Genomic DNA, 14,156 nt, shown 5'->3' on the forward strand with positions numbered 1-14,156 from the left:
ATTTCCGAGAGCTTGTGCCTCTCACGTTGCCTATGAACGAGCACGCGACCAGCCTGCACCGCGCGGAGGCCGTCGAGCCACTGCGGGACTTGCGCGTGCTGTTCCTGCCGAAGAACAGCCGCACTCCCTATTTCTCCTCGTTGCTGGAGAGGGGTCATCGCGAACTAGGCTGGTCCGTGACGGTGATCGGCCCCCAGGGCACCGAGGGCGTGTGGAGCAAAGTCACGGGCGAGCGCGGTGCGTTTGTCCGCACGCCCGATTTCAACCTGCCGCAGGCGTTCGAGCAGGATCCGGCTGCGTCAGCCGAACTCGACGTGTTCATAACCGACTGCGAGCGCAAGACCGGCATCTCGGTGAGCCGCATCATTCTTGCGGGCGAGCGCGATATCGGGCGCGGCTTCTCGCGTCCGGTCTTCCACTGGTTTCACGACAGGACGGCGCGTCGCGCGCTTGCCGACAATGCGGAACCGATGCGGGTGGTGCGGCGGACTTTTGCGTTCGCCAGGGCCACGCTCGAAGCCTCGCGTCCCGACGTCGTGATGACGGGGGAGTGGGCGAACCATGTCTGCTTTGCGATCTACATGGCGGCGCAGCAGATGGGCATCCCTTGTGTTGTCAATCGCCTCTCCAAGCTCTGGAGCGGACGCTGCTACTGGTCGCCCTCGCTGATGATGTGGAACGAGCCTTCGATCGCGGCGGCGGAAGTGCGGCGCGCGACCGGCGCACCGGCCAGCGAGCGTTCGCTCGAAAAGCTTGACAAGTTTCGCAACCGACCCTCGACGCTCGGCTATGTGCAGCAGAACTGGAACGCGCTCGACAAGAAGGGCGGGCGCGGCAGCCATGCCGAGATCGCGCGTATCCTTGCGGCCGGCCTGCGGCACCGACTCGGCGGCGGGGGGCCTCCCGCGAAGCCGGCGATGCGGCTGTTCTTCGATATCTACCGCAAGAAATGGCTGCGCATGAGGCAGTCCCATTACTTCCGCCGCTACACCGACGAGCAGTTGCAGGACATGCGTTACGTTCTGATCGCGCTGCACAAGGACCCGGAACTGACGCTCAATTTCCAGGCCTATGTGTGGGCGAGCCAATACAACACGATCTCGACCCTGTGCGGCGCATTGCCGGATGGCTACCGGCTGCTGGTGCGCGAGCACCGCAGCAATACCGGTCGCCGGCCGACGCAATATTACAAAGACCTTGCGCCGTTTCCGGGCCTAGAATTCATCGATGCTCATGACGACCAGTTCAAGTATATCCGCAACGCGTCGCTGATCGTCACCGACAACGGTTCTGTGGGCTGGGAGGGAATTCAGCTCGCGCGTCCCGTGATCACGCTCGCAGACACGTATTATGACGGCGCCGCGTTGTCGCGTCGGGTTCGCGTGCATGAGGACCTTCCCGGACATGTCCTCGCGCTGGCGACGGGCGCGATCGAGGATGGACCGGAACGCAGACAGGCGCTCGGCGCTGCGCTGGATGCCGAATGGGATTGCAGCGTTCCGGTGGAAACCGACGATCACGCCGAGACGCTGATGCTGCTTGCGCAGCTCTACCCATCTATCAAGACACAATCCACCATAAGGCCGGCCGCAGAAACCGCATGACCGATATCCAGTTTGTTCCGGTAACCGAGTTCGACCGGGTCCGGCGCCTGAACATGTCCGATCTCGACCGCGCCGCGCTGTATGCCGACCTGTGCCGGCTAAATACACTTTCGATGATCGCCTATGCGGGGTCCGGACATATCGGGTCGAGTTTCTCCTCGCTCGATATCGTCACCTGGCTGTTTCTCAACGAGATGAAGACGGATGACGGAGAGGCCGACGGTTCGGATGATCTCTATTTCTCCTCCAAGGGACACGACGCACCGGGTCTCTATGCCGCGATGATCGCGCTCGGCAAGCTTCCAGCCGATAATCTTCTGAAGCTGCGCCGACTTGGCGGACTTCCCGGTCATCCTGATATCGCCACGACTCCGCAGATCGTGACCAATACCGGTTCGCTTGGAATGGGTATTTCTAAAGCGAAGGGAATGCTGTTCGCCGACCGGCTTCTCGGCCGCGACCGACGCATCTTCGTCATGACCGGGGACGGCGAGCTGCAGGAAGGGCAAATCTGGGAATCGCTCGGCTCCGCGGCGAATCATAAGCTCGACAAGCTCACGGTCATCGTCGACCACAACAAGTTCCAGTCCGACATCTACGTGAGGGAAACCTCCGATCTCGGCGATCTTGAAGCGAAGTTCGCTGCCTTTGGCTGGTATGTCGCACGTTGCGACGGACACGATTTCGCGGCCTTCTCGGCGGCGCTTGCCGATGTTGGCAAGGTCAAGGGGAAGCCGAAGATCATCATCGCCGACACCATCAAGGGCCGCGGTGTGTCGTTCATGGAATCCCGCAATCTTGCGCCCCGGGAATTATACCGCTTCCATTCGGGTGCGCCCTCGCCGGAAGATTATGCGCGCGCGCTTGACGAACTGACTTTGCGCGCAAACCACGCCTTCGATACGGTCGGCGCCGAACCGCTCAGGTTGAAAGGCGAGGCGCGGCCGGCGCGCTCGCTCCCGCAGGCGCCGCAACGCATTATTCCGGCCTATACCGAGGCACTGATCGCGGCGGCGGATGCGGACAAGCGCATTGTCGCGCTCGATGGAGATCTCATTCTCGATACCGGGCTCATTCCGTTCCGTGAAAAATTTCCGGATCGCTTCCTTGAATGTGGCATTGCCGAGATGGATATGGTTTCGCAGGCTGGCGGCATGGCGCTGCAGGGACTCGTCCCGCTGGTGCATTCCTTTGCCTGTTTCCTCGCACCGCGGCCGGCCGAACAGATATTCAACAATGCTTCCGAGCATACCAAGGTGATCTATGTCGCCTCGCTGGCGGGCCTTGTTCCCGGCGGTCCCGGCCATTCGCATCAATCGGTCAATGATATCGCGCTGCATAGTGCAATTCCCGGGATGGAAATGGCGGAGCCGTGCTGCGCCGCCGAGGTGGCGCCCCTGCTCGATTATCTTCTGAAAGGCCACAAAGGCTCCGGCTATCTGCGCCTTGTCTCGATCCCCTGCGACATTCCCTACGAATTGCCGGCGGACTATCGCGCTGTGCCGGGTCATGGCGTCGAATTGCGGCCTGGCAAGGATGCGGTCATCGTCGGTTACGGCCCGGTCATGCTGCCGCAGGCCTATCAGGCGGCCGAGTTGCTGAAGGCGCGGCATGGGCTTGATGTCGCAGTGGTGAACCTGCCATGGCTGAATCGGGTGAACGCGGCGTGGCTGCGCAAGATGCTGGAAGGCCGCCGTGCGCTGTTCACGGTAGACAATCACTTCGTCAGAGGCGGGCAGGGCCGCATGATCGCCGCAGCGGTCGCGGAACTTGGGCTCGATCGCATGCCGATTCTGCGGTCTTTCGGGCTGACCGAATTGCCGGCCTGCGGTCAGAACGATGAAGTTCTGCGCGCGCATGGTCTCGACGCCGAGAGCCTCGCATCGGCGATCGGCGAGACGCTGACCGGCAAGGTGGCGGCCTGATAGTGAACGCGCCTTCCCACATTGTCGCCGGCGGCGCGTTGCGCGGACGCCGCGTTCTGTCAATGCTGCCGATCAGCCGCAAGGAGCGCTCGCGCTACATTCTCGATCTTCTGGAGGCGGCAAAAAAACGCTGGGAACTGACCATCGACGGCGTCTGCCAGATCACGGATCGGGAACCCTACCAGCCGTTGGTGGCGCCCGCTGGAAAGCTGTTCTCGCCACCGCCTTTTCTGCAGGTTGCGGATTTCGAGCGCGATCCGGCGCAACTGGCGGCGGTTCAGGAGCGCATCCGCGACGCCGAGCGGACGACCGGGGTCCCCATGGGGCGGCACATCCTGGCCTCGGCGCACAGCATCGGGCGGGGATTCAACGTTTCACTGCGTTTTTCCAACCGCTATCCGCTGATCGAGCGAGTGACCGCCGACAACGAGGAGCCATTCCGGATCATGCGGCGGCTGTTCGTTTTTGCCGAACAGGCGCTGGACGAGGCCAAGCCCGATATCGTGCTGTCGACCGACTGGGCTATTCCGTTGCATGCTGCATTCTGGATGGTCGGTACGTCGCGCGGCATTCCGTGCATCACGCTGCGCAACTCGAAGCTTCGGTCCGGGCGTTTTTTCTGGTCGACCGATCGGCTGCTCTGGAATACCAAGGCTATTGACGACGCGATGGCGCGGCACCAGACCGGCGAGCCGGTTTCGGAGAATTCCGCGAAATTCATACAAGAGTTCCGTAACCGGCCGAAAGTCGTCGCCTACATCTCTGCGCGTTGGGTGGACCGCGAGCGGCGCGGGTTTCTGCGGTGGCACTACGACTATGTACGCGCGACCTTGCGCGAGATGTCGAGAAAGGGCCAGGCGCAGGACCTGTCGTTGCGCGAGCCGGGCTTTTCGCGGATGTATCGCTACTATCGCGGGCGCGTCATGTTTTATTCGCAGAAACGCTTCCTCAAGTCGTTCGACGATGAGGCGTTGCGAAGCATGAAGTACGTGTATTTTCCAATGCACAAGGAGGCGGAGTTCGCGCAAACCTACCAAGCCGCGCCCTGGCACGACCAGCGCAACACGATCCGGCTGCTTGCGGGCCTGTTGCCCGCGGGCTACCGACTGCTCGTGCGCGAGCACCGCATGAACTATTCGGTTCGGCCATCGCGGGTCTACAAGCATCTCGCGGCGTTACCGAATGTAACGTTGATCAATCCGTTCGATTCGCAGTTCAAATACATTCAGAACGCCGATCTTGTGGTGACCGAGAACGGCTCGACCGGATGGGAGGCGCTGGTGATGGGGCGGCGCTTGATTACGCTGTCGAGCACGTTCTATGACGGCGCCGGACTCGGCACCAAGGTCTGGGATCCGGAGACGCTGAACGAGGCGATGCTGGCGGTCCTTGCGCAGCCGGCCGTCGCCGACCAAAGCGAACACGACCTGAGGCTTGGCCGCATGCTCGATTCGGAAACCGATTGGAGTTTTCCCGCGGGGGAGGCCGGCCTGGAGGAAGCGCTTGATCTTCTGGAGCGGACAGCGGCGCCCGGGTTGCTGGCAGCCGATCAGCCACGCGCGATGGCGCGGGTCTGACAAGCCGGTTCGGATTCTCACCCACGCGGCACGGATGACAGCGATGTCGGTTCTCAGATCATACGTTGACGATGGACGCCCGCAGGCAATGGCCGCGGGGTCGCTGCTTGAGCGCATCCTTCTGACCAAGGCCGCAGATCTCGATGCGCTATGTGAACGTCCCGAAGTGCGGACGGCGATTGACGGGTTTTCGACCAGCTACCTTCTCGTCGCGCTGCCGAAATCTTCCTCGACCTATTCCACGCAGGCCTTGGCGCGCATCCTGGACGCCGAAGTCTACAAGGATATCGTCACGCAGGATCGGTTCACGCCGAAGGACCTGTCCGTTGCCGGGATCGTCAATGTGCGCGACAAGGTGACGATCTCGCAGGTGCATCTCGTTGCGAGTGGCGCGAACCTGCGGATGTTGCAGCATTTCCGCCTGCCCATCGCCATTCTGCTGCGCAATCTGTTCGATGTGGTTGTCAGCCTGCGCGATCATATGAATGGAAATCAGTACTTCTCCTCGATCCTGATTCCAAACGCGTACGATACGCTTCCGGACGAGGACAAGCTCGATTACATCATCGATACCGCCGTGCCCTGGATGATCACTTTCTACGTGTCCTGGGTGCAGGCGATTTCGCGTCGCGACGTGGATACCGAATTCGTGTTTTACGAGGATATGGTGTCCGACCCGACCGGCTTCTTCCGGCGAATCTGCGCCCGGTTCGGACGCACCGTTTCGGAGGCCGACGTCAGAACTGCGCTGGATTGCGTCGAGAAGTCGGCGGTGACCCGCTACAATATCGGCAAGCCCGGGCGCGGCATGTTGGAACTGAGCGCCGCCCAGATAGCGCGCATCCGGCGCCACGCCGATTACTATCCCGGCATTGATTTCCGGCCCCTCGGACTGTGAACCTGTCGACACAGGTGCGAAACGCTGTCCCCGGCGCGGGCGCCGAAGGGCCGAAGATATTGCGCGTGCTGTGGCTGCCGCACGATGGGGACGACGCCTTCGCCGGATCGCCATTTGCTCATGAGGAGCGTGAGTTCGGGATGATTGTCGATACTGTGCGGGCCGATCCCGCACAGTTCTGCCAGCGCCAGCCGTGGGAGGACGACCCCGCGCAGGTGGCCGAACTCGATGCGCTGATTCGCGACTGCGAAATGGCGAGCGGGGTTTCGGCGGGACGCATCCTGCTGGCGGGTGAGCGCGATCTCGGCCGCGGCTTTTCCAAACTGCATTTCGAGGCGCAGCCCAACGCCATCTCGCGCAGGGTTGCCACTGATGTTGCCGAGCCCTTCCGCATCGTGCGGCGGATGTTTGCCTTCGCCCGCGACACCCTCGCGCGGACGGAGCCTGATCTGGTCGCGACCGCCGGGTGGGGTGATCCGCTGAACTTCGCGTTCCATCTGCTGGCAAAGCAGCGCGCGATTGCCTGCGCCGCCATCCGGCCCTCGCCGATGTGGATCGGGCGGTGCTATTGGACGGACACGCTGACATACAGCAATCTGCCGGCACGGGTGCGAGCAGCCGAGAAATGCGCGAACAACGAATTCGTCAGCACCGACGCGCAGAACTATGTCGAATCATTCCGCTCGAGCGCCGGCGCGAAGCGAGCGGCGGTCGTATCGGGCAGCAACGCGTTCCGGGAGTGGCGGCAGCGACGCTTTTTCCATCGATTCGATAACGAGGCGCTCTCCGGCCTTCGATATTTCTATTTTGCGATGCAGGAAGACCCGTCTGAATCGCTGAACCTTCGAGCGCCGTTCTGGGCCAACCAGTACAACACCGCCGCGCTCCTTACGGGCTCTCTTCCGGCGGGATACAAGCTCCTGGTCCATGAGCACCCGAACAATGTCGGGAGACGGCCCAACCAATATTACGAGGACCTGTCGCGCCTGCCCGGAATCGTCATGATCGACGGCACCGAACCCCGCGTCCACTATGTCGCCAATGCCGCCCTGATCGTGACCGAGAATGGCCCGGCGGGATGGGAGGGATTGCTGCTCGGCCGTCCCGTAATCACGCTTGCCGACAGTTTTTATGAGGGCGCCGGCCTTGCGCGCCGACTGCGCGATCCCGAGCAATTGTCGGCAACCGTCGTCGATCTGCTGGCTCCGACCCTCATGCCCGCGGATACGGATGACGAAAGCAGGACCGGCTGGATACTGGATGCAGAATGGGAGACGACGGCGCCAGTGGAGGACCATGCGGCGGTGACCGAACTGCTCCGCCAGTTCCTCGACCGCTTCATGGAGGCTGGTAACGCCGCGCATCCGCGCCCGGAGGCGATATCGTGACCGCCCGCGATCACGGACCGCTCTCCGATCACGGGCTGAACGGCAAGCGCGTACTGGCGGTGCCGCCGCTGGGTCACAAGGACCTCGGCAAGTATCTGGTCGCCATGCTTGCGGCGGGAAAACAACGTTTCGACTGGAGCGTCTCGGTACTGGCGCCCACGGTCGACACCAGGCCTTTCAAAGCATTGGCCGGAGCCGATGGCGAGGTGGTCCTGCCCCCGCATTTCCTGCGCGAGGCCGAATGGGAACGCGATCCGAAATCCGTGGCGGAAGTCGAGCGCAGAATTCGCGAAGCCGAGACCAGGACCGGTTTCCCGGTCGGCCGCGTGATCCTGGCCGCCGGCCACAGCATCGGACGGGCATACAGCTTGCCGTTCCAGCATTTCAACCGCTATCCGATGATTCAGCGGGTGCTGAAGGACAACGAAGAACCCTTGCGTATCGCCCGGCGCTTTTTCCGCTTCGCAGATGACCTGCTCGATCGCACCAAGCCGGATTTTGTTTTCTTTTTTCACTGGCTCATTCCGCTCAACATGCTGGTGTGGCTCGCAGCGCATCGCCGCGGTATCCCGTGCATTGCCTTACGTCCCTCGAAGCTTCGGTCCGACCACGCCTACTGGACCAGCGATCCGTTCCTGCTGAACGTCGACGCGTTCGAGCGCGCCCGGCTGAAGCGGCGGACGAATGCGCCGGTCAGCGAGGCGGCACAGCAGAAAATTCGAACGTTTCGCGATCAGCCGAGCATGATCAAGTATATCGCGAGCAAGTGGAGCAACCGGATGAATCTCGGATTCGTCCGGTGGCATATGCAATATGCGCGCATCGTGCTCTCGCAGATCCCGGACCGATTCCGTGGTCAGGACATGTCCGCGCGCGAAGGCGAGCTCGCGCGCTTCCTGCGCTATTATCGCACGCTGTTCCTGACCTATTATCACCAGCACGCTTTTGCGACGCTGGACGAGAATACGCTCGCCGCCACCAAGTACATCTATTTTCCGATGCACAAGGAAGCGGAGTTTGCGCAGACATTCCAGGCGACGACCTGGCACGATCAGCGCAACACCATTCGCATTCTCGCAAGCATGCTGCCATTCGGCTATCGCCTGCTGGTCCGCGAACACCGCATGAATTTCGGGCGCCGCCGCACCCGCTCGTATCGGGAGCTGGCGCAATTGCCAAACGTCACACTGATCGATCCGTTCGATTCGCAGTTCAAGTATCTGCGGAATGCCGATCTCGTGGTCACTGAAAACGGGTCGTCGGGATGGGAAGGGTTGCTGCTGGCCCGGCGCACGCTGATTCTGGCCGAGAACACTTTCTATCAGGGTGCGGGCCAGGGAGCCGTGGTCACGGATCCCGATCAGCTCAACGCCACCATACTCGATCTCCTGTCCAGGCCGGCGGTCGTGGACATGGACGGTCACGATCATGCGCTGGCATCGATGATCGATGCGGAATTCGAGACCACCTTCTTGATGAACCCGACCGGCATACCGTCTTGCCTCGACATGCTGGAATCGCGCTTCGCCATACTCGCAGCGCGAAGCCGCGGCCGGCGGCCTGTAGCGGATTCCGACGCAGATGTGCCGCGCCTGGATGATCCCGCTCTGTTGCGGTTGCGGTCAGCGTAGTCGTGATGGCCATGTCCTCAACCCTGCCTGTTCTTCATGTCGGGTTCCACAAATGTGGCTCGACCACGCTTCAGGCCGCGCTGTTCGGCCGGCACCCGCAGATTGACTATCTCGGCGAGCCGCGCGAGGAGCCGCGCTCGACCGAGGCAATCAGGTTGGTGCGCGATTCCTGTTATGTGGAAGAACGAAAGCGCATCCGGTTCGATCCGGAACGCAGCCGCGCGCTCTGGCAGGAGGCGCTTTCCGATGTGGCCCCGGGACTGGTGCCCGTATTCTCCAAGGAATCGTTGACGCAACCGGAATTTTACGCGGCGCCCGATGACCCGAACCTGCCGGAGCGCTTGCGCGCGGTGGTCGGACCCGCGCGTATCGTAATCGTGACACGCCACCAGATCAGGCTGATCGAGTCACTGTACCTGTTTCATGCAAAGGGCGTGCATGTCGAGCCGGCGCAGCAATGGCTCGACGCGCGACAGGAAGAGATGCACCAATATCGCTTTCATACGGTCGCGCAGTCCTTCGTCGCAGCGTTCGGCCGGGACAATGTCGCGATTTTCCCGTTCGAGGACATGAAAACGGACGCGAAGAGTTTCGCACGTCGTATCTGCGACTTCATCGGCGTGGATTCGCAGCACGGCGCCGACCTGATCGCGGGTGAGCGCCGCAATCAGCGGGTCAGTCAGCGCTATCTTGCCTATTCGAAGATCCGCAAGGCATTCGGGCTCTATATTCCGATCGGTCGCATGATGCCTGAGGCGATGCGGCGAAGCTTCAACGAATTCGTTGCGGGCGGACGTGAGGCGCGGATCGAATTGCCGGCGACCTTCGTTGCGAAAATGGAGGACTATTTTCGCGACGACAATCGCAAGCTTGCGCGCGACTGGGGAATCCCGGTCGAAAAATACGGCTATCCGGTCTAGTCGTCGGGATGTTCCACGAAATGCTCGCTTCTGCGCGGCATCACCAGATTGCGGATCGGATCGTCTCCGTAGCGCGCGGTGAACGCTGGCGTCCTGCGCAGTGCACCGCCATGCAGGGCATCGGCTCGCGGCAGAAAATGAAACTGCAGCAGCAGCCGCTCACCCTTCTGCACACGCGCCCCGCAATGGAAGCAGCGCGACGAATCGACGGCAGCCGCCGTTCCGGCCGGTCCGATCAACGAGATTGTGTCAGTCGGTTTGGCGGTGCGGAACACCACGTCGTCCTTGACCCGGCCCTGTTCCTTGATGCTGCCGATGGAGTTGGACAGACGTTCCGAAATGTCTGCGGGCAGGAAGGTAAAGGGGCCGCATTCGGAATCGACCTGGTCCATGTTGATCAGATATTTGACGCGCCGCAACAGCCAGCGCTGCCCGTCGCGATGATACATCTGGCTTCCCTTGAGCTTTCCGGCCTCCTGGTTCGGCGGCGTGCACCAGAGCTTGATGCCCATCAGGACGGGGATTTCGCCGAGGTAATCGGCGGCGACCTGAAGCACGTTGTCGGACAGCACGAAATCAACGATCGCCGGCGCATCCTCGTAGCACTTCACCTCAAGGATGGTCGGATTGTAGTCGGCCTTCTTCTTGGCAACGTCGTTACGATGCTCGTCGCGATACTGGCGCGCGAAGGCAGCTGCGGTCTCGACGCCGTCCAGGCTGCCGGCAGGCAGGATCGCATAGCCGGATTTTTGGTCCATCACGTTGCTCAGTTCCGGCTTGCGCGGAAGGCGGGAAACAAGCCGACGGCGCTCCGCCTGTTCGTCTCGCATGCGGAACGACCGCGCCGTGCGCCGGACCCGCTCGATCAATCGCTCGACGCCGGGCTGTCGCGACAGGGCCATGACGGACATAGGCTATGCTCCTTGTTTATGGTCTTGTGCCGATCCCGGCAGCGGAAAGCTTGGACGAAGTTGGTTATGTCTAAAGCGTCCGATATTCCTATGTCAAAAACCGTTCCGTCTCAACTCGAAGGTCGAGGCTGGATGGGTTCCAGATCGAAACGAACGGGTTTTGATCCAGCGCAAAGTCCATCAACGGCCGGCGCATGTATCGTCAACTGATCGAGTGGTCCCGCCACAATCCGATCGCGCGCCGCGCTTTCGATTGGGTCGAGCCGCAGAAGCGCCGCAACTTCTTGCGAGCACTCGGCGGGTCGAAGCGGGCGGGTACGGTGAAAGCCGCGCTGGCCGGCGACACCGCAAATCTGAGCGACATCGAGGCATTTCTTGTTGCCAAGGCCGTGCCATATCGCATGCCTCTTGTGCTGATTTCGCAGGTGCAGCGATCCGGCGGAACGTTGCTGAGCCAGTTGCTGGACGGACATCCGGCGATTGCGGCACACCCGCACGAGCTCAAGATCGGGCACCCGACCCCGGAAGACTGGCCGCCGATCGACCCCGCACTCGTTGCCGACGCCAATTTCCAGATGCTGTTCGAGCCGCGCACCATTCGCTTTCTCAAGCGCGGATATACCAAGGGCGAACAGGACAGCGACGGCCAGGCTTGCTTCAACGTGCCGCGTTTGCAGCGGCAGATCTTCGCAAAGCTCTGCACGACATATCCTCCAACGACGCAGCGGGAGATTCTGGACATTTTCTTCACCGCCTATTTCCGCGCCTGGCTCAATTATCAGGGCGACCTCGGCGCGAAGCGCTGGCTTTCGGGATTTGCTCCGCGATTTGCTGACAATGAAGCGAGCGTGGAGTCATTCTTCGCCTGCTATCCTGACGGGAGGCTGATTCAGATCGTGCGCGATCCGCATGGCTGGCTTCCGTCAGCCAAGAACCATGGGCGCGCCGGTATCGACCCGGATGATATTTCGGGGCTGCTCGCGGCGTGGACGTCATCCACGCGGTCGGCGTTGCGGAACAAGGGGCGTCACGGCGGACGGGTGATCCTGCTTGGGTTCGAGAATCTGGTCGCGCAGCCGGACCGAACGATGCGCTTTCTTGCACGCGAACTGGGTATCGACTACGACCCGATCCTCCTTGAGCCCACTTTCAACGGTGGTAAAATGACAGCGAATTCAAGTTTTCCGGTTGCAGGTGCGGGGATCGTCACCGCGCCTCTGCAGCGGGAGAAATTGCTGACGGACGCCGAGCGCCAGTATATCGAGCGCAATTGTCTGGAGCTCTACCACGAGGCTGTCGCATTGGATCGGTCTGGCTGACGCGCGGCGATCGGACATTGCCGTCAAGGACCAAGGTACGCGGGGAACTGACATGACTATGGAAACGAGGCTCTACTATTACGCTCTCGGCGCGGGCATTCCCTATAATGCCGTCAATTCCATCGCCAATGCGGTGGATGAAATTCGGAATGCGTCCGACATCGGGAAGCGCCGCCGGGTTGCCGAGCAGGTGCTGAAGGACTCTCCTTGGCAAGGCACTATTCCGAAGGAGCGCGGCTATGCGTTGATCGGAAAGGATACGCTACCCGGTACCAAGGCGGCCATGGAGGCGGCGCGTGCGGTAATCGAAGAGCGGCGCAAGCAGGGTGCAAAGGCAAAGAAGAGCAACCCGTTCATTCAATGCGAGCGTCCGGAAGACCTTCTCAATCACCCGGCACTGGTCGAGTTCGCGCTCAGCGATGCATTGCTGCACATGGCAACCGACTATTACGGCATGGTGCCTCAGATCAAGGAGATCGGCATCTGGCTGACACCGCCGCAGACGCGTCAGTTCGGCAGCCAGCTCTATCATCTCGACAAGCCTGAAGGAAAACTGCTCAAGCTGTTCATCAATTTGGACGACCACGATGCGAGCAGCGGTCCGCTGACCATTCTGCCGGCGGATGTTTCAAGCAAGGTGCGGCGGGCGACGAACTACGAGGCAATCTATTATCGTGACGACGGGCGCATCGCAGACGACAAGGTGTTCGAAATCTGCTCTCCCACCGATCAGGTCGTCCTCGGCGGCGCTGCGGGAACCGGTGTGATTGCGGATACCTCGAATTGCCTGCATTTCGGCAGCAGGACATCGCTGGGCGAACGCAAGATGCTGACGGTTTCGTTCCTGTTGCCGCACAAGGCCCGCGACCGTCGCAGTCCGCTATTCGACCTGATCGCGGAACCGAAAGACGAATTGCGCAAGCTCGTTCTGGCGGGCGCGCAGTTCCGCAAGGGGTGATTGGTTTTCCGCGATGTCCGATAGATTGCCGGTCTTTCACATCGGAGCCAATAAAGCCGGCTCGACCACCCTGCAGAAGGCATTGTTTGCGCGCCATCCCGGTGTGCTGAGCCTTGGCAAGCCGGAGCCGGTCGAGGCAGCGCTCAAGGCCGTGAGCGCAATCCACGACCACTGCGACTCACGCGAGCAAGACGGAGCGCCGCTCGACCGCGAGGCTCTGCGTGCGAATTGGCAGAACGCGATTGGCGGCGCCAACGGACGCTTGCCGGTTTTCTCGCGCGAGGAACTGGTTCGCTATTATCTTTATGGCGAACCGGATGCGACACGCCTGCCGCGCGCAATCGTCGACATGGCGGGGCCGGTACGGGTCGTGCTGATCGTGCGCCATCAGCTGCGACTGATCGAGTCGCTCTATCTGCAGAAGGCGAATTCGGCAAACTTCCTCGATACCGAAGCATGGCTCGATAGCCAGCCCGACTGGTTTGCCTTCGGCTTCCGGTTTGGCGAGGTGGCCGACGCGTGGGGCAGGGTGGTCGGACGGGACAATGTCGGCGTCTTCATGTTCGAGGAGATGGTAAAGGACACCGCCAGTTTCGGCAGGCGTCTGTGTGACTTTGTTGGAATCGATGCCGGAATTGGCGTGCCGCTGCTGCTGAACCAGCACGAGAACGTGCGCAAGAGCGGCCGCACGCAGGCCTATGCGAAGTTCCGCAGTTCGCTTTTCCCGCGCGTTTCTTTCGGAGCGCTGTTGCCTGCGCCAATCCGTGATGCCTGGCGAAGCTATCTGGAAGGCGGAAAGCGCGCCAGGGTGGAATTGCCGGCGCGCTGGATGGATCGGATCAGGGACCATTACGTCGCGGACAACCGCAGGCTGGCAAGCGAGTATCATTTGCCGCTGAAGGATCACGGCTATCCGCTGTAAGACCACCGCAGGCTGAGCGCCGCGCCCAGGCCTGACTATCCCACAGATATCCGCCACCAGCCGGCGCGCGATTGCGGCCCGTGACCGGGGACAGAGTTTGCGC

The 14,156-nt window shown here is 61.6% G+C and carries 11 protein-coding genes; 10 read left to right on the forward strand and 1 reads right to left on the reverse strand.

Going from position 1 to position 14,156, the window contains the following annotated elements; translation table 11 throughout:
• Positions 1 to 32 precede the first annotated feature (32 nt).
• From AB7F49_RS02450 to AB7F49_RS02480, 7 genes are read left to right on the forward strand one after another with little or no spacing between them, the layout of a single operon-like run.
• Positions 33 to 1,604, forward strand: coding sequence for a hypothetical protein (locus tag AB7F49_RS02450; protein ID WP_428519956.1), 1,572 nt, complete (start codon positions 33 to 35; stop codon positions 1,602 to 1,604).
• The gene (locus AB7F49_RS02455; RefSeq protein ID WP_428519958.1) at positions 1,601 to 3,529 is read left to right on the forward strand and encodes a transketolase C-terminal domain-containing protein; all 1,929 of its coding nucleotides are present in this window, start codon (positions 1,601 to 1,603) and stop codon (positions 3,527 to 3,529) included. Before AB7F49_RS02450 ends, AB7F49_RS02455 begins: the two co-directional genes overlap by 4 nt.
• Before the next feature lie 2 nt (positions 3,530 to 3,531).
• Entirely contained in the window at positions 3,532 to 5,106 is a 1,575-nt protein-coding gene (locus AB7F49_RS02460) for a hypothetical protein (protein ID WP_428519960.1), read from the forward strand.
• 43 nt (positions 5,107 to 5,149) lie between these two features.
• Positions 5,150 to 6,004: a hypothetical protein gene (locus tag AB7F49_RS02465; protein ID WP_428519961.1), complete on the forward strand. Its 855-nt coding sequence runs from the start codon at positions 5,150 to 5,152 to the stop codon at positions 6,002 to 6,004.
• A gap of 14 nt (positions 6,005 to 6,018) precedes the next feature.
• Positions 6,019 to 7,392 (forward strand): hypothetical protein, encoded by a 1,374-nt coding sequence (locus AB7F49_RS02470; protein ID WP_428519963.1) that lies wholly within the window; start codon positions 6,019 to 6,021, stop codon positions 7,390 to 7,392.
• Positions 7,389 to 9,023, forward strand: a complete 1,635-nt coding sequence (locus AB7F49_RS02475) for a hypothetical protein (protein WP_428519965.1) — start codon at positions 7,389 to 7,391, stop codon at positions 9,021 to 9,023. The genes AB7F49_RS02470 and AB7F49_RS02475 overlap by 4 nt, the downstream gene beginning before the upstream one ends.
• An 11-nt stretch (positions 9,024 to 9,034) precedes the next feature.
• Positions 9,035 to 9,943 carry a sulfotransferase gene (locus AB7F49_RS02480; RefSeq protein ID WP_428519967.1) on the forward strand — a complete coding sequence of 303 codons (909 nt, stop codon included), beginning with the start codon at positions 9,035 to 9,037 and terminating at the stop codon, positions 9,941 to 9,943.
• On the opposite strand, the gene AB7F49_RS02485 is transcribed toward AB7F49_RS02480, so the two are convergent.
• A complete protein-coding gene (locus AB7F49_RS02485; protein WP_428519969.1) occupies positions 9,940 to 10,854 on the reverse strand; it encodes a hypothetical protein in 915 nt (304 codons plus the stop codon). The genes AB7F49_RS02480 and AB7F49_RS02485 overlap by 4 nt on opposite strands.
• A gap of 194 nt (positions 10,855 to 11,048) precedes the next feature.
• Here AB7F49_RS02485 and AB7F49_RS02490 point away from each other — a divergent pair, with 194 nt between their 5' ends.
• Genes AB7F49_RS02490 through AB7F49_RS02500 form a run of 3 tightly spaced genes read left to right on the forward strand, consistent with a single transcriptional unit; the run spans position 11,049 to position 14,053 of the window.
• Positions 11,049 to 12,173, forward strand: coding sequence for a sulfotransferase (locus AB7F49_RS02490; RefSeq protein ID WP_428519971.1), 1,125 nt, complete (start codon positions 11,049 to 11,051; stop codon positions 12,171 to 12,173).
• A 52-nt stretch (positions 12,174 to 12,225) separates the two neighbouring features.
• The gene (locus tag AB7F49_RS02495; RefSeq protein ID WP_428519973.1) at positions 12,226 to 13,131 is read left to right on the forward strand and encodes a hypothetical protein; all 906 of its coding nucleotides are present in this window, start codon (positions 12,226 to 12,228) and stop codon (positions 13,129 to 13,131) included.
• Positions 13,132 to 13,144: 13 nt separating this feature from the next.
• A complete protein-coding gene (locus tag AB7F49_RS02500; protein ID WP_428519975.1) occupies positions 13,145 to 14,053 on the forward strand; it encodes a sulfotransferase in 909 nt (302 codons plus the stop codon).
• Positions 14,054 to 14,156: the final 103 nt, after the last annotated feature.

The sequence above is a fragment of the Pseudorhodoplanes sp. genome, from assembly GCF_050250235.1.
Taxonomy (GTDB): domain Bacteria; phylum Pseudomonadota; class Alphaproteobacteria; order Rhizobiales; family Xanthobacteraceae; genus Pseudorhodoplanes.

Coding starts and splice junctions, on each gene's coding strand:
- AB7F49_RS02450 (WP_428519956.1), top strand. CDS start 33: ATGAACGAGCACGCGACCAGCCTGCACCGCGCGGAGGCCGTCGAGCCA.
- AB7F49_RS02455 (WP_428519958.1), top strand. CDS start 1,601: ATGACCGATATCCAGTTTGTTCCGGTAACCGAGTTCGACCGGGTCCGG.
- AB7F49_RS02465 (WP_428519961.1), top strand. CDS start 5,150: ATGTCGGTTCTCAGATCATACGTTGACGATGGACGCCCGCAGGCAATG.
- AB7F49_RS02480 (WP_428519967.1), top strand. CDS start 9,035: ATGTCCTCAACCCTGCCTGTTCTTCATGTCGGGTTCCACAAATGTGGC.
- AB7F49_RS02485 (WP_428519969.1), bottom strand. CDS start 10,854: ATGTCCGTCATGGCCCTGTCGCGACAGCCCGGCGTCGAGCGATTGATC.
- AB7F49_RS02490 (WP_428519971.1), top strand. CDS start 11,049: ATGTATCGTCAACTGATCGAGTGGTCCCGCCACAATCCGATCGCGCGC.
- AB7F49_RS02495 (WP_428519973.1), top strand. CDS start 12,226: ATGACTATGGAAACGAGGCTCTACTATTACGCTCTCGGCGCGGGCATT.
- AB7F49_RS02500 (WP_428519975.1), top strand. CDS start 13,145: ATGTCCGATAGATTGCCGGTCTTTCACATCGGAGCCAATAAAGCCGGC.